The sequence below is a fragment of the Pseudoalteromonas sp. B160 genome (assembly GCF_037162485.1).
GTDB lineage: Bacteria > Pseudomonadota > Gammaproteobacteria > Enterobacterales > Alteromonadaceae > Pseudoalteromonas > Pseudoalteromonas rhizosphaerae.
The window spans coordinates 2,026,767-2,046,949 of sequence record NZ_JARLUX010000001.1; the positions used below are offsets into that span (position 1 = coordinate 2,026,767).

At 40.7% G+C, this 20,183-nt stretch carries 8 protein-coding genes and 4 pseudogenes; 6 read left to right on the forward strand and 6 right to left on the reverse strand.

Going from position 1 to position 20,183, the window contains the following annotated elements:
* The first annotated feature begins 232 nt into the window (after positions 1-232).
* The 5 genes and pseudogenes from P4S61_RS09410 to P4S61_RS09430 all read left to right on the forward strand — a co-directional run bounded on the left by P4S61_RS09410 (position 233) and on the right by P4S61_RS09430 (position 12,298).
* Positions 233-4,288 (forward strand): S8 family serine peptidase, encoded by a 4,056-nt coding sequence (locus P4S61_RS09410; protein WP_337118190.1) that lies wholly within the window; start codon positions 233-235, stop codon positions 4,286-4,288.
* A 204-nt stretch (positions 4,289-4,492) separates the two neighbouring features.
* Positions 4,493-8,891 (forward strand): annotated as a pseudogene (locus P4S61_RS09415) (S8 family serine peptidase).
* Positions 8,892-9,058: 167 nt separating this feature from the next.
* A pseudogene (locus P4S61_RS09420) lies at positions 9,059-11,236 on the forward strand (S9 family peptidase); the annotation flags it as partial.
* A 189-nt stretch (positions 11,237-11,425) separates the two neighbouring features.
* Positions 11,426-11,797, forward strand: coding sequence for a DUF4870 domain-containing protein (locus tag P4S61_RS09425; protein ID WP_145239994.1), 372 nt, complete (start codon positions 11,426-11,428; stop codon positions 11,795-11,797).
* A 66-nt stretch (positions 11,798-11,863) separates the two neighbouring features.
* A complete protein-coding gene (locus P4S61_RS09430) occupies positions 11,864-12,298 on the forward strand; it encodes a YqaA family protein (RefSeq protein ID WP_337118191.1) in 435 nt (144 codons plus the stop codon).
* Here the strand turns inward: P4S61_RS09430 and folX are convergent.
* The 3 genes from folX to folM are packed head-to-tail and all read right to left on the reverse strand — an operon-like array spanning position 12,295 to position 13,952.
* Complete coding sequence (gene folX, locus P4S61_RS09435; protein ID WP_145239990.1) at positions 12,295-12,654, reverse strand: dihydroneopterin triphosphate 2'-epimerase; 360 nt, start codon at positions 12,652-12,654, stop codon at positions 12,295-12,297. The genes P4S61_RS09430 and folX overlap by 4 nt on opposite strands.
* 4 nt (positions 12,655-12,658) lie before the next feature.
* Positions 12,659-13,213, reverse strand: coding sequence for a GTP cyclohydrolase I FolE (folE, locus tag P4S61_RS09440; protein ID WP_145239988.1), 555 nt, complete (start codon positions 13,211-13,213; stop codon positions 12,659-12,661).
* A 19-nt stretch (positions 13,214-13,232) separates the two neighbouring features.
* Positions 13,233-13,952: a dihydromonapterin reductase gene (gene folM, locus P4S61_RS09445; RefSeq protein ID WP_149982195.1), complete on the reverse strand. Its 720-nt coding sequence runs from the start codon at positions 13,950-13,952 to the stop codon at positions 13,233-13,235.
* Between the two features lie 218 nt (positions 13,953-14,170).
* Here folM and P4S61_RS09450 point away from each other — a divergent pair, with 218 nt between their 5' ends.
* Entirely contained in the window at positions 14,171-15,067 is an 897-nt protein-coding gene (locus tag P4S61_RS09450) for a sulfite exporter TauE/SafE family protein (protein ID WP_182819426.1), read from the forward strand.
* Here P4S61_RS09450 and nadE read toward each other — a convergent pair.
* The 3 genes and pseudogenes from nadE to P4S61_RS09465 form a co-directional block, all read right to left on the reverse strand.
* On the reverse strand, positions 15,064-15,900 hold the full coding sequence (gene nadE, locus P4S61_RS09455; protein WP_149982194.1) for an ammonia-dependent NAD(+) synthetase: 837 nt from the start codon (positions 15,898-15,900) through the stop codon (positions 15,064-15,066). The genes P4S61_RS09450 and nadE overlap by 4 nt on opposite strands.
* A gap of 110 nt (positions 15,901-16,010) precedes the next feature.
* A pseudogene (locus P4S61_RS09460) lies at positions 16,011-16,633 on the reverse strand (YceH family protein).
* A 38-nt stretch (positions 16,634-16,671) separates the two neighbouring features.
* Positions 16,672-20,036: pseudogene (locus tag P4S61_RS09465) on the reverse strand (ATP-binding protein).
* Positions 20,037-20,183: the final 147 nt, after the last annotated feature.

Below are 20,183 nucleotides of genomic sequence, written 5' to 3' on the forward strand. Positions count from 1 at the left end.
ACATTGGTAGATTTTAATTATTCCGTTTACAAAGATTTACATTTATTTTTTTGATTGTTTTTTTATTTAAAACAGTCACTTAGTGTCAGCTTGTTAATTTTCACATTGCTTTTTGTAATTTACATGTAATCGAATTGTTGTCATTTTGGGTGTTGAAGTTCTATATTAGTCTCGCACTTAATTTATGATCATCAATAAGTACAATAATACATAACATATCCCAGGGGAAATCATGTCTAAGAATCTAATAAAAAGAACGGCGGTTGCAACCGCTGTAACAAGCATCTTAGTTGCAGGTGCTGTAAATGCAAATACTATAAATAACAGCGCACTTAAGAATACTAGCTACACACCAGTATCACAGACCGATATTGTTAATAAAAATCAACCTTCAGCATACCTTGTTGTTTTAAAGGCAAAAACAGCAGCTGATATGATGGAGCAAGGTGCCTATAATGTTTCTGATGCTCGTCAAAGTTATGACCAAGTAGCAACGTTACAAAGCCAAGTTCAAGATAAGTTATTTACTCTTGATAGTAATGTAAAAGTACTTGGTTCTACTAAAATTTTGGCACCGACGTTAATTGTTCAAGCAAGTCAAGGTGCGCTAGATCGAATTGCAAAAGACTCACGCGTAGAGCGTGTTTTACCTATGTTTGATTACGACCTTCATGTTGCAGCAACCGCTGACTACATCAAAGCGTCGCCATTAGTAGTAAATGGTACAGTTACAGGTGCAACGCAAACTGTTGCAGTATTAGATACGGGTATTGATTATACTCACAAAATTTTTGGTGGTGAAGGAACCGTTGAAGCTTATGAGGCAGCTCAAGCAGATCCTACCACAGTAAATTGGCCACAAGGCCAAGTTATGGGTGGTTATGACTTCATACGTAATGATGCTGATCCAATTGAAAATGATCCAGCCGCTCCTACAGAAGAAGATGCACCAACAAGCCATGGTACATCTGTATCTCACTCAGTAACAGGTATTGCACCAGCGGTGGAGCTATACGTGTATTCAGTGTGTGGCGGCGGTTGTCCAAGTGCAGCACAGGTTTCGGCATTAGAAGCCGCTATGGATCCAAATGGTGATGGTGATTCAGAAGATCGTGTTGATGTAATCAATATGTCTTTAGGTGGAGAGTTTGGTGACACATACATCGGTGGCGGTGCGCAGTTCTTAATTCAAAAAGCGGTTGAGGCTGGTGTAAACGTTGTTATTTCTGCTGGTAATGATGGCGATAACCCATTCCGAATTGGTGGCCCTTCTACAACTCCTAACGCATTATCTGTTGGCGCGATGACGCATCCTACAAATGATGTTGGCGTTGCAACAGGCACAATTGAAGGCGCAGAGACCACAATTCAGCCGTCAGGTTTTGGTCCACAAACTGCGTTTGTAATGACAGATGCCGATGCTGAAGTTGTTTACCCTGAAGAAAACCAAAATGGCTGCGAGGCATTTTCTGCTGAAACTGACTTTACTGGTAAAGCGGTAATTATTGACCGTGGTGCATGTAATTTCACGGCAAAAGTATTAAATGCTCAAGACCGTGGTGCTAAGTTTGTATTTATAGCAAACAATACTGATGATGGCACGCCTGCTCCAATGGGTGGCTTTGATGCTGCAGTAACAATTCCTAATGTTGGCATTAACTTTGCTGCAGGTGCAGCAATGAAAGCTGCTTTAGCGGCCGGTGAAATGCCAACATATACCATAACGATTGAGCGTAAAGTGACTGCGGGTGCAGTTGCATCATTCTCATCTCGTGGTCCATCAATGGATGGTTTATTAAAACCTGAAATTACAGCGCCAGGTACTGATATTATGGTAGCGGCAACTGGTACACAAGATCAGCTAGCTCCAGCAACAGGTACTTCGTTCTCAGGTCCGATTACTGCCGGTGCTGTTGCATTAGTTCGTGAAGCGCATCCAGAGCGTAATGCGTTTGAAATAAAAGCGACAATCATGAATGCGGCTGATTTAAACGTAACCGTAGATCCTATTAGTATTAACCCAGATTCACCACTTGCACCAATTAGTTTAATCGGTGCAGGCTTAGTGGATGTTGAAAAGGCGGTTAATTTACCTGTCGCAGCATGGGTTGAAGATGATGAGTATGAAACTAAACAGGCTGCGTTATCATTCGGTTTAGAACGCATGACAGAAACAACCAGCTTTACAAAAACAGTGACGCTGAAAAACTTCTCTGATGCAGACAAAACATATGACCTTCGTATTGAAGAGCGTTATATGAATGATGTGGATACAGGTGCTGTTAGCTTTGATATTCCACGTAGTGTAACTGTTGCGGCAAATACGGTAACAACATTCGAAGTAACCATGACAGTTGATCCATCTAAACTTCATGAGTGGACATTAGAAAACCCATTTAGCCAAGATGATCTAGCTGCTCGTAGTCCGTCACTGACAATGGCTGAATTTGATGGCGCATTGGTATTTGATGATACTTCAACAGCCGATACGGATCACAACTTACACATTGTTTATCATGCATTACCTAAGGCCGGTGCTGAGTTAGAATTCTCTTTTGAAGATATCGATGGTTCTACGCAGTTAGTTGTTGAGAACGTTGGTGCGCTGGCTGTAGAGCCAACATCTGAGCAGGTCGTTGCATCTAGCCCTGAAAATGCTGAGATAGATTTTGACATTCTTAGCACTACATTTGCTGCTTATGCATCTGAAACATGTGATTCTGGAGTGTTTATTACCTCTTCAATTCAATTACGAGATGAAATTACCCATATGCGTCAAGTCGGTGTTCGTATGAATCTCGATATTGATAATGACGGTGTTTATGATCACTTTATGATGAATCTTAATGATGTTGGCCGTGATGCTGCAATACCTGGACGCAGCCGTACATTAATTGGTGAAATCGATGCGGCGGGTGAGGATGTATGGCAATGGGGTACACCTATGTATCATGCTGCTGGCGAAGATACAGTGACCTTCTCTGGATGTAGTAATCTGTTAGGATTAGATGCAAACATGCTGGGAGGAACAATTAATATTGCAGCTTCAGTTGGTTACCCAAGTTATCAGGCTGGTGTATTCTTCGAAACAGATAGTGCAGCTGGTTCTACTGTGTTTACAGCGAACCCTGCAGTAACAATGTATGCGACTGATAGCGTAGATAATGCAATCACTAAACTAGAGCCAGGTCAAAAAGCTGTTGTTAAATCTAGCGGTGCGTTTGCTCTTACATCACCTGCAGGAACGAAAGTTTATTTATCTGCGCCACGAGATATTCCTGGTGCACCTAAAGTACCTAACTTAGTAATTGAAGATTTTGCAATCGACGAAACAATGCTTACTGGTTTAACCATTGGCACAATCAAACTCGATGCTGAGGCAGCACTTGATATTGCTTATTTTGAAACTTTGAGTATGTCTGCTCCGGGTCTTATTGTTGATGCTGATACTGGTGATATCATTGTTGATAACACTGATTTAATTGACTCAGAAGCTGGTCTTAAAGAAATTACAATCACAGTAAAAGCTGTTGACGTTATTGGTACTGAGTCTGCACCAGTAACATTTACAGTAACAATCAATAACGTAGCTGATGAACTTCCGGTTGTTGCTGAAGGTCAAAAATTCAACGTGATTGAATCTGCAGCTGAAGGTACTGTTATTGGTAAACTAGCAGCGGAGCTTTTCGAAAGTTCAGCAACGATGATTGTTTCAGGCAGTGTTAAAGGTTCTGACGTAATTGCAATTAATGAAATGGGTGAATTAGTCGTTACTGGTAGCCTAAATCATTATGCAATGCCAACACTTGAGTTAGAAGTTACGCTAACTGATGATAGCGGTTTAGAGTCTGCACCTGTTACTGTAATGCTTAACGTGGAAATTGATCCTAATTCACATGCACCGATGATTGAGATGAATCAACGTTTCAGAATTGATGAAAATGTTGCTTTAGGAACAACTATTGGTACTCTTGCATTCTCTGACCCTGATTCTGATGTGTCACCAGTTGAACGCTTTATTGTATCAGGTAGCCATTTAGTTTCAGTAAATCCAGATGGAACAATTGTTACTGCTGGCGAAATTGATTACGAATTTGACCGTGAAATCGTATTCAGTGTTCAAGCTGAAGATAGCAAAGGTTATGTGTCTAAAGCCGTGAGTGTTGTTGTTGGTGTTAACAATCTACGTGCGAACGATGATGACGACAATGACAACTCTGGTTCTCTAGCATGGTTAACGCTGCTTGTAGCACCGTTTGCATTTATGCGTCGCCGTAAACAAAAGTAGTAATATAGCCTCTAAAGGCATATAGCTTTAGTTAAAATACCGCCATTGGGCGGTATTTTTTTTGTTTTAAATTTATTGTGATTACCTAAAACGGTTACACTTTTTGTTTCAATGTTGTTTTTTTGTTTCTTGCTGGTGTAGTATTCGGGACTTAATGTTTCTTTTTGGGGACATTTAATAACAATAATCTCATCAGAGGAATTTATGTCTAACAAGTTAATAACAAAAACAGCCTTATCAATTGCAGTATCATCAGCGCTAATGGCGGCATCGGTAAATGCACAAACAGTGCAAACAGCACACAGTATTACCGCTCTCAATAATTTCTCTACAGCTACATTTAATGAAACCGAAGTTAAAGAACAGTTACCATCAGCTCATATGATTGTGCTAAGAGCGACAACCGCCGCCGATCTAATGGCGCAAGGTATTTATCAAATAGGTGACAGCCGTGCAACCATTGCACAAATTGAGCAAGTGCAAAGTGAAGTGACAATTGAACTAAGTAGTCTAGATTTTGGTACAAAAGTAATCGGCCAAACTAAAGTGCTGGCGCCTACTTTGATTGTACAAGCAAGCCCTGAGGCGTTAGAAAAAATTGCCCGTGACTACCGAGTTGAGAAAGTGCTGCCAATGTATGATTATGAATTACATGTCGCCGCATCTGCAGATTATTTAAAAGCTTCACCATTGGTTGCAAATGGGGTTGTAACAGGTAAAGGTCAAACGGTAGCGGTACTGGATACAGGTGTTGACTACACGCACAACGTTTTTGGTGGTGCGGGTACCGTAGAGGCGTATGACGCAGCTCAAGCTGATCCTACTTCTGTAGCTTGGCCGCAAGGCATCGTAAATGGTGGCTACGACTTTATTCGTGACGATGCTGATCCAATTGAACATGATCCTGTAGTCGTGATCCCCGATGTTGATGAACCGACCAGTCATGGTACGTCTGTTTCTCACTCTGTCACTGGAATTGCTCCTGAAGTAGAGTTATATGTGTACTCAGTGTGTGGTGGTGGTTGTCCAAGTGCAGCACAAGCATCAGCATTAGAAGCGGCAATGGATCCTAATGGTGATGGCGATATCTCTGACCGCGTAGATGTTATTAATATGTCTTTAGGTGGCGAGTTTGGTGGCACTGAAACTGACGGAGGTACTCAATACTTAATTCAAAAAGCGGTTGATTTAGGTGTAAATGTTGTTATCTCAGCAGGCAATGATGGCGATCATCCTTTTCGTATTGGGGGACCAAGTACCACGCCAAACGCACTTGCAGTTGGTGCGATGACGCATCCAACATTAGATATTGGGATTGCTTCAGGTACCATACTTGGAGAAGAGGTTGTTTTTCAAGTTTCAGGTTTTGGTCCGCAAACCGCATTTGCTATGGCAGATACCGATGCTGAACTTGTTTACCCAACCGCAAATCAAAATGGCTGTGAAGTATTTTCAGAAGACACCGATTTTAATAATAAAGCGGTGCTTATAGATCGTGGTGTATGTAATTTCACGAAAAAAGTACTGCATGCACAACAGCGCGGCGCATCGTTTGTATTTATTGCAAATAACGAAGATGACGGTACTCCTGCTTCAATGGGTGGATTTGATGCCACGGTTACCATCCCAAATATTGGCATTACTTATGCTGCTTGTGGCAGCGATAAAAGCGGAGCTTAAAGCATCAGGCAAAGCTGCATATAGCTTAGTTGTTGAGCGTAAAGTAACATCAGGTGCTGTGGCAACCTTTTCATCGCGCGGTCCATCAATGGATGGTTTATTAAAACCTGAAATCACAGCGCCAGGTACAAGCATTATGGTTGCAGCAACTGGTACGCAAGATCAACTAGCTCCAGCCTCAGGTACATCCTTTTCAGGACCGATTACTGCCGGTGCGGTTGCGTTAGTACGCGCAGCACACCCACAGCTTAATGCCTTTGAAATTAAAGCAACATTAATGAATACGGCAGATCTAAATGTGACTAATGAGCCGCTTAGCACAAATCCAGATTCTGAATTAGCACCAATTAGTATGATTGGTGCTGGTTTAGTTAACGTTGAAAAAGCGGTTAATCTGCCTGTTGTAGCATGGGTTGATAATACCGAGTTTAAAACTAAACAAGCGGCATTATCGTTTGGCTTAGAAAACTTTACTGGCGTTAGGTCAATCAGCAAAACAGTCACCGTGAAAAATTTCTCGACACAAGAAAAAACCTACAAATTACGGACTGAAGCACGTTACGCAAATGATAAAAACAGTGGCGCAATCAGTTGGGATATTCCAGCCAGCGTAACAATTCCCGCAGGTCAAACTACAGAGTTTGATGTAACGCTAACTGTTGATCCCAGTAAATTGCATCAGTGGAAACTGGAAAACCCATTTGATGCCGAATCGGTAGCTGCACGAAGCGCCGCATTAACGCTCGCAGAGTTTGACGGCGCCTTAGTGTTTGACGATGTGGATGACACTGATTCAGATTATGCGCTACATGTTGTTTACCATGCGCTACCAAAAGCGGCTAGTGAATTAAGTATTGCTCCGGAAGTGGTTGGTAATGAGATGCAACTTATCGTTGAGAATACTGGGGCAACAACAGTTTCAACAATGACAGAAAATATTGTTGCAACTGGTAAAGTTAAGTCAGCAGCAGAGGCACCGTTCAATATTCTTGCAACTACATTCAATGCAATAGCAGCTGAAGGATGTGAATCTGGTGTATTAGTTACAGCATCGATTCAGTTACGTGATGAGATCACTCATGTATTCCAAGCAGGTTATCGTTTAGATATAGACACCAACAACGATGGTGCCTATGACTTCCTTATGCAGAACTACAATGACCGAGGTCGTAAAACGACTTCGCCAGGGCGTTCACGTACTGTTATTGGTACTATCGATGACGCTGGCGCAGAAACGCTTCGGTTTTTGACACCGTTATATCAATCAGCCGGTGCAGATACTATTACCTTCTCGGTATGTAGCAGCACACTTGGATTAACACGTGATAATTTAGGTGATCCGTTAAATATTAAGGCATCTGTAGGCTATCCATCTTATGGTGGCGGCGTGTACTTTGAAACAGATAGTCTAGTTGGCGCTACGACCTTTAGTTCTTCAGCGTCAGTGAGTTTAACTGCGGTGGATGGCAGTGATACAGTCGTAAATCAACTTGCGCCAGGTGAAAAAGCGATTGTGAATGCTAGTGCGCCATTTGCTTTTACAGCATCGTCATTACAAGATGTACTGAAACTAGTGACTGCTGAAGACTTAGTGTTACCAAAAACGCAGGCTCCTAAGCTTGCAAATGCATCATTTGATGTTGTTGAAAATGCGGAAAACGGCCATCTCGTTGGCACCTTGAGTGTTGTGGAATCAGATAGAGATTTAGCGATTGCTGAGTTTTATGTGCAATCGCAAACTCATCAAGGCTTTAGTGTTGATAATAAAGGGCAAATTCTTGTATCAAACAGCGAGTTAGTTGATTTTGAAGTTGGTAAGCACATCGCTGAACTAGTCGTTGTTGCCATCGATACTTTGGGAAATACATCAGAGCCAGCTGTTATTACTATTAACATTACCAATGTTGCAGATGAAGCGAGCGAAGTAACCCCAATTATAAATTCTGGCCAAGTATTCTCTGTTGCAGAAAACACCCCAGTAGCTACCGCATTTGCTCAATTAGCTTTCACAGATCCAGATAACAGTTCAATCACTATGTTTACTGTAGCGGGAAGTGATGCAATCACGATTGATAATACGGGGATGCTAACCGTTGCTCAACTACTTAATTTTGAAGAGCAAAGTACTATTACGTTAGAGATAGTCGCAATTGATGAAGATGGTCATCAGTCAGCTGCTGAAATTGTGACGATTAACGTGTTAAATGTCGCTGATGAAGGAGCAGAAGTTGCGCCAATTATCGAAGCCAGGCAAACTTTTAAAGTGCAAGAAAATGCCGTGGTAGGCACTGTGATTGGTCAAATACGTGCTATTGATCCAGATACAGCAGTAACACCAATGGTAAGCTACACAGTTGCAGGTCATAACGGTATTGCAATTGATGAACTTGGCCAAATCACAGTGGCGGGTGACGTTGATTATGATGCAACACCTGAGATAAAGCTGATGGTTAGCGCAACGGATAGTGCTGGTAATCAATCTGCAGCTGTTGAAGTAACAATCACTGTAGCGCAAGACGCATTAGAAAACACGCCAGTTATTGCTGATAATCAACGCTTTAGTGTTGATGAAAATACAGCGCTTGGCACTGTGATTGGTAAACTTAACTTTAGTGATCCAGATGCTGATGTAAGTCCTGTTACTAAGTTTATTGTGTCAGGCACTGACTTAGTCACTGTTAATGCTGCGGGTGAAATTGTTGTTGTAGGTAGTATTGATTATGAATATGAGCGTAACTTTACATTTAGTGTTATCGCTGTTGATAGTGCGGGTAATAACTCTAAAGCTGTTGATGTTGAAGTACGAGTAAAGAATATTGTGGGCAAAGATGACGATAATAATGACGGTGACAGCGGTTCACTAGCATGGTTAACATTGCTTATTGCACCATTTGCATTTATGCGCCGCCGAAAACAAAAGTAATTAATTGTTTAGTTAGTCATTTTAATTATCAGTGATTAACGAGCAAAGTTAATCAAACAAAGGGAGCTTAGGCTCCCTTTTACATTGCTTTACAAACTAATATAGGTAATCAACAGCTAGTTAGATATATTGCTAGTAGTGGAATAATAATAACTCTAGGGAATACTATGAAAACACGTCAATCATTTGCGTTAGCGGCTTTGTCGTTAGCTATTTTAGCGGGCTGTAATAAAGCTCCAGAACAAAATAATATAAAATCCGAGGCTGTACAGAGTGAAGCTGCAGTGGTTAATGTAACTGCACCGGTAGCCAATAAGATCCCTTTCGAAATGACTATTCATGGTGATACGCGCACCGATAATTACTATTGGATGCGTGACGATGAACGAAAAGATGCAGCTGTCATAGCACACCTTAATGCAGAAAATACCTATACTGATGCGATGCTAAAGCATACTAAAGCTTTACAAACTACTTTGTTTGAAGAGTTAAAAGGGCGCATTCAAAAAGATGATGACTCCGTGCCAACTAAAAGTGGCGATTATTATTATTCATCGCAAACGCGAGGGGATAATGAATACCCGACTTATGTTCGCAGTAGCGATGATAAGGGCACTGATCAACACGTTATATTAGATGTAAATGAGTTGGCAAAAGGCCATGACTATTTCGCGGCAACAGGTTTATCTGTCAGCCCAAATGGTCACTTATTAGCATATGGTGAAGACACGGTAAGTCGACGAATCTACTCTATTTTAGTGAAAGATTTAAAGACCGGTAAATTACTAGAAGATAAGCTCGAAGGGACAGATGGTGATATCGTCTGGGCGAATGATAATAAAACTTTTTATTACATTAAAAAAGACTTACAGACATTGCTAGGTTATCAGGTTTATCGCCATACCTTAGGTACGTCACAAGCACAAGATGAGTTAGTGTACGAAGAGACTAACACAAGTTATTACACTGGCCTTGGTAAGAGTAAAGACAAACAAGAAATTTATATTTGGCATGGCAGTACTAACGCTTCAGGTGTGTCGGTAATTGATGCTAATGACGTCAAGGCACAGCCAAAGCGCTTAATTGAACGTGAAGAAAACCTAGAATATGATATTGCTAAACTCGGTGATACTTATTACATAGTCACTAACCTTAACGCAGTAAACTTTCAGCTAATGACGGTGGATAAAGATAAAGCGCACGACAAAGCGAATTGGCAAACACTGATCGCTGCGCGTGATGATATTAAGCTTGAAGGCATCGATTTGTTCACTGACCATTTAGTGTATAAAGAGCGTGAAATGGGGCAATCTCGTTTAACGATACGCAACTTAAAGTCGGGTGATGAACAGCAGCTGAGCTTTAATGACAGCAGTTATATGGTCAGTACATATGGTAATAATGAATTAGATAGCGAAAGCTTACGAGTATATTATGCCAGTATGACGACGCCTGGTTCATCGTATGATATCGATTTGAATAGCACAACGAAAACACTGTTAAAACAGCAACAAGTGATCGGTGATTTTAATGCCGATAATTATGCATCGGAGCGACTATTTATTACTGCGCGAGATGGCGTAAAAGTACCGGTGAGTTTAGTTTATCGCAAAGATAAATTCAAAAAAGATGGCACTAATCCATTGTTACAATATGGCTATGGGTCGTATGGGGCAACCATGGATCCAAGTTTTTCTAGTAGCCGTTTGAGTTTACTTGATCGAGGCTTTGTATTTGCTATCGCGCATATTCGTGGCTCGCAGATGCTTGGTCGTCCTTGGTATGAAGATGGCAAGCTACTCAATAAAAAGAATACTTTTAATGACTTTGTTGATGTAACCAAAGGCTTAGTTACCCAGCAGTATGGTGCGCAAGATAAAATATTCGCGATGGGCGGCAGTGCGGGCGGCTTATTAATGGGCGCCGTGGCAAACCAAGCACCAGAGCTTTATCAGGGGATGGTTGCGGCTGTGCCATTTGTTGATGTAGTGACCACTATGTTAGATGCGAGCTTACCATTAACAACCAACGAGTACGGCGAGTGGGGCAACCCAAATGACAAACTATATTATGATTATATGCTGTCTTACTCACCGTACGATCAAGTGAGTAAACAAGCGTATCCAAATATGTTGGTCACCACAGGTTTGCATGATTCTCAAGTGCAATATTTTGAACCAGCAAAATGGGTTGCAAAATTACGTGAGTTTAAAACCGATGATAATAAATTACTGTTTAAAATTGATATGGAAGCAGGCCATGGTGGCGCATCTGGGCGTTTTAAAAGCCTTCAAGATACAGCTCTAAATTATGCATTTATCTTAGATTTAGCTGGTATTAAAAAAGTAATAACTGATTTTAGTGTTTTACAATTAAGGCGTGACTTAGGTTACGTCTTAATTTTTTGTCTAAATTAAGTGTTGTGGTTTTGCACACTTGCTCGAGCTTAGCAGTATCGACGACGCTGATTAAAATCTAGACATTAAGACTGAAAAAGGTCAGCATATAGGTATTAACGAAATAAGGAGATGGTAATGGAAGATAATCAACAGGTTGAACCAGTTATAACGAGTAAAGATGAGCGTATGTGGGCGATGTTATGTCATTTAAGCGCATTAGCCGGATTTATTATACCTATGGGTAGTATCATCGGTCCGCTGATTGTCTGGTTAATAAAAAAAGACGAAATGCCATTAGTGGCTGAACATGGGCGTAAATCGCTTAACTTTCAAATCACTATGTTCATAGCATATATAGTGTGTTTGATTTTGATGTTTGCAGTTATCGGAGTAATTCTATTACCTATAGTCGCTATTTTCTCGTTTATTATGGTGGTGATTGGCGCAATCAAAACTAATGACGGTAAAGAGTTTAACTACCCATTTAGCTTACAATTGATAAAATAAACTACTCTTCATTTTTATCAAACCCAGCAAATGCTGGGTTTTTTATATGTATTAATAAAGGCTTAGATGGCTTATTTAACTCTGTTCTTTACTGCGTTTATTTCGGCAACATTATTGCCAAGCTCATCAGAAGTGGTACTCACAGCAATGGTGACCAAAGGAGAATATTTACTTTGGTTGTTATGGCTCAGTGCCACAGTTGGTAACGTACTAGGTAGTTGCGTTAATTACTGGTTAGGCACGCAAGTCATACGTTTTAAGGATCGGAAATGGTTTCCCGTGTCACAGGCAAGTATCTATAAGGCTGCAGAGCGCTTTGAAAAGTATGGTGTTTATAGCCTGTTGTTGGCATGGCTACCAATTATTGGTGATCCGCTAACAGTTGTAGGAGGCATTTTTAAAGTGCGCTGGTGGACATTTTTATGGCTGGTTACCCTTGGCAAAGGCGCACGTTACTTGCTTGTACTAGCCTTTGCCGTTGGGCTGGATAAGTTGCTTTAAGCTTTACTCCAATCGAGTGTTAGCGATACTGAATCTGCAAAACGCAAAGCGTGAGGTTTATCAACTCGCACTTTTGCATAATTCACGCTGCTATGGCTATGGCAAACACTGAGTATTTCTGCCACTAGTTTTTCAAGCAATAAAAAGTGACCTTGCTCAACAATACTAATCACTTCTTTGGTGATCACTTTATAATTAAGTGCTTGTTCAACTTGATCCGTTTCACAGGCTTGCTCAGCAGGATAGTGAATTTCTAAATTGATCACTACATCCTGCTTTTTCTCACGTTCATCGGGGTTAAAGCCAATAAAAGTGCGCAGCCGTAAGTTAGTTACATGGATAATTGCATTGGCCATAGGATTAGCCTTTTACAAGTTGTAAAAACTCATTGCGGGTTTTTGGATCGGCTCTGAAGTTACCTAGCATTACCGACGTACGCATACTTGAGTTTTGTTTTTCAACCCCACGCATCATCATACACATATGTTTTGCTTCCACTATTACACCAACGCCTTTAGCACCGGTGACTTCTTCAACCGCTTTAGCGATTTGATGAGTCAGTTGTTCTTGAATTTGAAAGCGGCGTGCAAACATATCAACAATACGCGCAAATTTCGATAAACCCAGCACTTTGCCGTTAGGAATATAAGCAATATGACAGCGCCCTACAAATGGTAATAAATGATGTTCACACATCGAATAAAGCTCTATATCTTGAATTAAAACCATGTCATCTGCATCAGAAGTAAATACCGCATTATTGGTAATTTCTTCTAATGTTTGACGATAGCCTTTGGTCAAATATTCCATCGCTTTGGCGGCGCGTTTTGGCGTGTCTAATAGGCCTTCACGTTGTGGATCTTCACCTACAGCAGTAATAATTTCGTGGTAACTATTTTTTAATTGATCGTGCATAAATTTCTCGATTAATCCGTTATTTTAAATGTCTGCCACCATCTACGGGTAAAGAACGTCCCGTGATGTAATGGCTGCTAAGCAATAAATCGACGCTGTTTATAATTTCGCGACAACCAGGCTCGATGCCCATTAATGATTTTTTAAGGGTTTTTTCTCGGTACTCATCGCTATCGTGATCATTAAAAATAATTAATGAAGGGGCGATAGCGTTCACTTTAATATTCGGGGCAAACTTAGCTGCAAATGATTTTGTCATATTTTCTAAGGCGGCTTTACTTGCGGCATATGCGATATGCTTTGGACTTCCTTTTTCAACAACATAATCAGTTAAATGAATGATATCAGCAGGGTGTTGCTGCTGTTGCTGAAAATTTAACAGTAACTCGCTAAGCGCTAAGTTAATTAAGTAAGGTGCTTTTGCATGGATCCGCATCATGTTATCAAATAGCGTACTGCTATCTGGATTATTCGCTTCGCAGTCCCAACTCGATGCATTGTGGATCACCGCCTTTAAGCTATTTGTGTGCAGCTTTAATTGACTGACAAACTCATTAATGCCGTTGTCAGTGCTAAAGTCTGCGTAAACACATACAGCACCATGGGCAGATAATTCATCAATAGCGGGATGGCGAGTTCGGTAAGTAACGATAATAGCTTGCCCTTGGGCTATAAAATGTTTTGCCAGTGCTAAACCAATACGTTGGCCGGCACCTGTTATTAAAATGGGCGATGTCATAACTAAATACAAATCCTTAGGTTTTTTAATGCGATGAGCTGGATTGCCATGTGTTTACTAACAACTATAAACTAAATTACAGAACTATTTCATCTTTACTGCAAAGATATTGCACTCATATAACAATCTGTTTGTACGCCGTAACGAACAGTTGCGATCATTTGCTCTGCGATGATTGTCAGGCATAATAATAAAACTTCAATTTATGATCTGTAACTATGCAATCACCACCTAAACCGATCCATAAACTGCGTATGATCCCCTGGTTATTTGTTGCTGGCGTGTATTGTTCATTAATTGCTTGGCAAGGCGCAAATGCTGCGCTACAAAGTGTTATCGCAGAGTTTAGCATTGTTGTGACTATGGCTTTTGGGTCTTTTGTTGCTGGTGGCACTGCACTTGGTGGTGGCGCAGTAGCATTTCCTGTGATGGCTAAGTTACTGGCAATAGATCCTGTAACCGCAAAAGTATTCTCGTTAGCGATTCAAAGTTTTGGTATGAGTGCGGCCGCATTAACCATTATTTTTACTGGTATTCCATATTATCGCCAAGTGGTATTAATCGCAGCTCCTGCTGCATTAGTTGGCGTATTACTAAGCCTTACTTTTATTGCCGATCAATTACCAAGACTGGTGGTTAAAGGAGTCTTTAGCGTACTTTTAATATGCTTCGCATTAACTCTTTTATGGCGTATTTATTGCAGGGTGCAACATGTATGTAGTCAAACCGATATACACGTTAGTACATTTACAGTTGCATTAGTTGCTGTTATTGGAGGAGTTGCATCTGGCTTAGTTGGTTCGGGAGCTGACATTGCTATTTTTGCGTTATTGATTATCGCCTGCAACGCTAATATTCAAAAAGCGACTGCAACCTCGGTGATTATCATGGCAATAACGTCTGTAGTGGCAAGCATTGCTAACGTATGGTTCTTCAATAGCTTAAGCAGCGAAATACAGTCGTATTTATTAGCGGCTATTCCAGTGGTTGTAGTAGGAGCACCGTTAGGGGCTTATGTTTGTGCTAAAGTGAAAAGCGGGCAATTAATCACATTTTTCTTATTGTTAATTGCCCTAGAAGTGTCATTTACGGTTTATGAACTTATGACAGCCTAAAGATCGTCGTAAATGGTTGGAATAGCTTGGCGTTTATGTTGAGTGCGTAGATAAATTGCGATGAGTTTTTCACTTACCTCGTCACTGACTTCTTTGCCTTCTAAAAAGTCATCAATTTGTTCATAGCTTAAACCAAGGGCTTCTTCATCAGTAAGGCCAGGGCGATCACACTCTAGGTCGGCTGTTGGCGCTTTATTAACGAGTAAATCGGGTGCACCTAACTGCTTGGCTAATGCGCGTACTTGGCGTTTTGATAAGCCAAATAATGGCGCTAAGTCGCATGCGCCATCACCAAATTTAGTATAAAAGCCAGTAATGTTCTCGGCGCTATGATCAGTACCAACAACGAGGCCTTGGCACAGTCCGGCAATTTCATATTGCGCGACCATGCGTTGGCGGGCTTTCACATTACCTTTTATAAAATCAATTTGTGCTTGTTCCGGCAGTGCATCACCGCAACCTACCACTGCCGCTAATGCTTGCTCATGCATGCCGTCTGCTGCGGGTTTAATATTCACTGTTAGGCGTTTATTTGGTTGAATAAAATCAACAGCCAATTGCGCTTCAGCTTCATCAGCTTGCACACCATACGGTAAGCGAACCGCAATAAATTGATACTTGTCGGTTTGCTGCTGCGCATTTAATTCGTTAACGGCGAGTTGGCATAAGCGACCACAGGTAGATGAATCTACACCGCCACTAATCCCCAGCACTAAAGAGCGTGAATGTGCTGCCACTAAACGGTTTTTTATAAAGTTTACGCGGCGTGTGATCTCGTTGTTGACGTCTATATTTGGCTGGACTTTCATTTCTGCCACTATTTCAGCGCGCATGCTGAGCTCTCCTAATAATATTATTGGTTGTCATGGTTATACCAATTAGCTTAAAAGCATGATCTCTATTTAATGCAATTGGAATTATTATCTAATTCAAAGGGTTTAATTTAAAGCCCTAAATGTAGCTTAATTTTTTGTAATTCAGCTTTTAGCTCATCAATTTCAGCAAGTAACTCATTCAACTCGTCAGCTTTGAGTGCAGGTAATTCAGGTGGTTCTACTGCAACAGCACTTTGTGGATCAGCAAATAAATGGCTGTAACGGCTTTCACGTTTGCCAGTTCTCGCGGGTGTTTAGTCACATGTTCGGCAGTCATCAAGGCATTTAATGCCGACTCAACTTCAGCAACATTATTAAACTCAGCGAGCCGATTACTGCGGGTTCTTAATTCACCAGGGGTTTGTGGGCCACGTAGCAGCATTAAACAAATAATAGCGCGCTGTTGCTCCGTTAACTGTAAATTACCAAATTCAGTATTGCAAAAGCGATGTGCGAACTTAGTTACGCGTCCAGATAACCCTTCGTCTAATGTAACTAACCGCTGGGAAACTAGCGAGTCTAGCGCCTCTTGTACTTCAGTTTCGCTGAGCGTGAGCACTGGCTCTCGGTTCGATTTTTGATTGCACGCATTGGTCAATGCATTTAGTGACAGCGGGTAATGCTCTGGTGTGGTGCTTTGTTTTTCAAGTAGGCAGCCGATCACACGTTGTTCAATAGCAGTGAGTTGCATAATAAATCCTTCTTTTTGTTATGCCTTAGCTTACACCTTTATTGTTTACCAAGCCATTGTTGCAGTTTCGGATTAAGCGCATCAAAATCGAGTGGTTTGGTTAGGTAATCAGTCATTCCTGCACTGAGGCATTTATCTCTATCGCCTTGCATAGCATTTGCGGTTAACGCAATAATAGTTACGTTTTTGTAGTATTCACCCGCATCCCCATTACGGATTGCCTTAGTTGCTTGGTAACCATCCATTTCTGGCATCTGGCAGTCCATTAACAATAGCTTGTATGGTTCTGTGGTTTTGTTTTTTAGTTTTTCAATAGCTTCCAGACCATTTTCAGCGATATCAAAACTTATGCCTGCTTGTTTTAGTAATGCACAGGCTACGACTTGATTTACTTTATTGTCTTCTACCAGCAGGATTTTGTCTTGATTTACAAAGTGTGTATTGTTGATTGCAATACTTGCTGGTAGTGCATTGTTATTTTGTTGTTGCTCGATAAATTTTTCATTCGCCAAAGAATCAAACAAGTCCGAAGGCGTTAGTGGTTTAAAAATCATGCAATCGGCTTCGATTGGCAAGTTTGCATGTGCTTCTTGTGAGAAACTCATTGGTGCCATAAGGATCAGTTTTACGTGATGCTTGCTTAGGTAAGTTTTCAATGTATTAATTGCAGCGGCGTCGGCTTGCTGAAAAAAGCTATAATCAAGCAGCACAGCATCAATCAATTCATCGCTAGAATTGAGATAGTAACTCAAAGCTAGGTAGTTTTTGAGGATATGCGCACGTGCCCCCCACACATTCAGTTGTTTTTGCGCAATTGAGCTATTTAACGGACAAGTATCGACAATTAAAATATGTTTGTTTGTAATTAAATGACTCGGTAAGTCTTGTTCTTTACCCAGTAGCGGCTGTACTTTAATGGAAAAAGTAAATGTATTGCCTTGGCCATAAACACTCGTGACATTGATTTCTCCATCCATCAAATTACACAGCTGCTTAACAATCGCCAGGCCCAAGCCTGTGCCGCCATATTGGCGAGTAGTTGAGGTATCGGCTTGAGTGAAAGAATCAAATAACGAAGCTTGTTTGTCGGCTTTAATACCAATACCGGTATCAATAATTGAGCAATCTAAAAAGTCCCGTTAGTGGTGTTTTTTAAGTTTGCGCTCACGATAATTTCACCATTATGAGTAAATTTAACGGCATTACCGAGTAAATTATTAATAATTTGGCGAAGCCTATTTGGGTCACTAACAATCTTATTTACATTAATTTTAGTGGCATCTAAAATCAGTTTAGTATTATGTTGCTCTACTTTAAGGGCAAATGACTCGACCACTTCACCGAGTAATTTCGGTAAATTAAAAGCAATCTTTTCGATATTTAATTTACCAGCTTCAATTTTTGAAAAATCCAGAATATCGTTAATTATATTAAGCAGCGATTGCGCTGATGATTGTGCTAATTCAATATGATGCGCTTGCTGAGGATCTAACTTAGTCTGTTGCACAATATTAAGCATCCCGAGCACACCGTTCATCGGGGTGCGAATTTCGTGGCTCATGCTCGCTAAAAACTCACCTTTAGCGGTTACAGCTTGTTCCGCTGCTTCTTTTGCTGTGACTAATTGTTGCTCGGTTTCTATACGTTGCTCGCTAGAATATAAACTGCCAATTAAAGCGGCAACGGCAATTAAAAAGCTTTCTTCGTTACGCGACCATACCCGCGGATACTGACAATGCTCAGCACAAACAATACCAATCGCCCCGCTTCCTGTAGGGATAGATACACAAAGCATTGATTTTATGTCGAAAGGGGCTAAATAGAGCGCTGTAAGCGGGGCTGTAAATTTATTGCTCAGTGCATTTGAGGCGCGGATCACAGCTTGGTTATCAATCGCTGTAAAAAAATCATTTAACTCAGTTTGCTGCCATGCTGGTAACGCAGTGTTATTTGGTGTGTGTTTACCATGATGGGCAAATGATTGCAGTTGATCTCTTGCATCATTGAACAGCCAAATACTGGCACGTTCAACATTAAATGCATCGCAAATTGATTGTGTAATAATATCTTTTGCTTGTTTTAAATTACCAGTCAGCACTGCGTTATTAACGGTAAGTGAGGCGAGTACCTCATTGTGCAAAGCAGTTTTACTGCTTTCTAATTCAATGCATTTACGGACGTTTATATCTTGTAAAGAGCCAAAAATCTTAATACAACGGCCATTACGGATTTCTGCTTCACCATGCACTAACACCCATAAAGCATTACCTTTAGAATCGATAACCTCGAGCTCAACTTCGTAACTTTCACCATATTTAATCGCTCGCTCAACGAGCTTTTTTATCGTGTCACGGCTTTCGCCTTCTTTAAAGTAAGTAAAGTTCGTTGGCCAATTCGGTTGTTCGTCTAGCGGATATTTGAAAATGTTTTTGGTCATATCTGACCAATATACTTGTTGTGTTTCAAGGTTAAATGACCAAGCGCCAATTTTTGCAAGACTACTCATTGTCACTAGCATTTTTTCATTTCTTAGCTGGCGATTGAGCATTTTTAAGAATAATAAAAAGGCTAAAATTAATAGCCCGCAAATAGTAAATATTGCTAATCTCAGCGGCCAAATCGCAGAATTTGGAGGTGCCCAACCAACTTTAGGAGTAACAAAAATTTCCCACTCGCCACCTTGAAAGGTTAAAGTAAACGCCAGAGGGTTTCGCTCTAAAATATCCGCTTTACCGCGGAAAAACTCTCCCTTTAGACCCAAGCCATTGCGTCCTTGAATGGCAACATCATAGTCTTCTTCTAGTTCGTAGATACCCGCTCTTTTATATATTTTGTCTATGTCGAGTACCACCGAGAGCAGTCCCCAAAAATGCTTGTCAGGGGGAAGGTACACAGGGACTCGGGCAATTAATGCTTCGCCACCTTGCACTAATGTAAGTGGGCCTGCCATAACTATTTCATTGTTATCACGCGCACGAATTGCATCTGCACGTTGTGTTTTGTTATCTAAAAAGTTTAGCCCTATGGCTTTTTCATTGCCTGCCAATGGGTAAGTCATGCGGATCACCATATTAGGTGCACCACCGATATTGCGTAATTCAGATGAGGTGTCGAATAATGGCGCGGCAATTTGGGCAAAACGTTGTTGATCTAAATTAGGCTCTGCAGCAACTGCAACAGCTAAACCACGCACCAATTGAATATTCGATACTAATGTTGATTCAAGTTGAGTACGGTAACTACTTACTTCAGATAAAATTAATAGTCGATGAGATTCTTGGGCACGTTTATAACTGATCTGATCAAGCACTAAACTGATTAATAAAATAAAAACGAGCGAGCACCAAAATATCAGTTTAAATTTGTAGACTTGTTTGTGATCATCTGTTTTTAACAATGGCATTAGCGACTTGTGCTTTTAATATTTGGCTGTTCAACTATAGTCAATTTATCACGGAAATAAAAATAGTCCGATCAATTGAGCTATTTGTTTTTTATTTAAATAACCGCACGTTATGTGGGGAAAGTATTAAGAATAACTTCATATAAG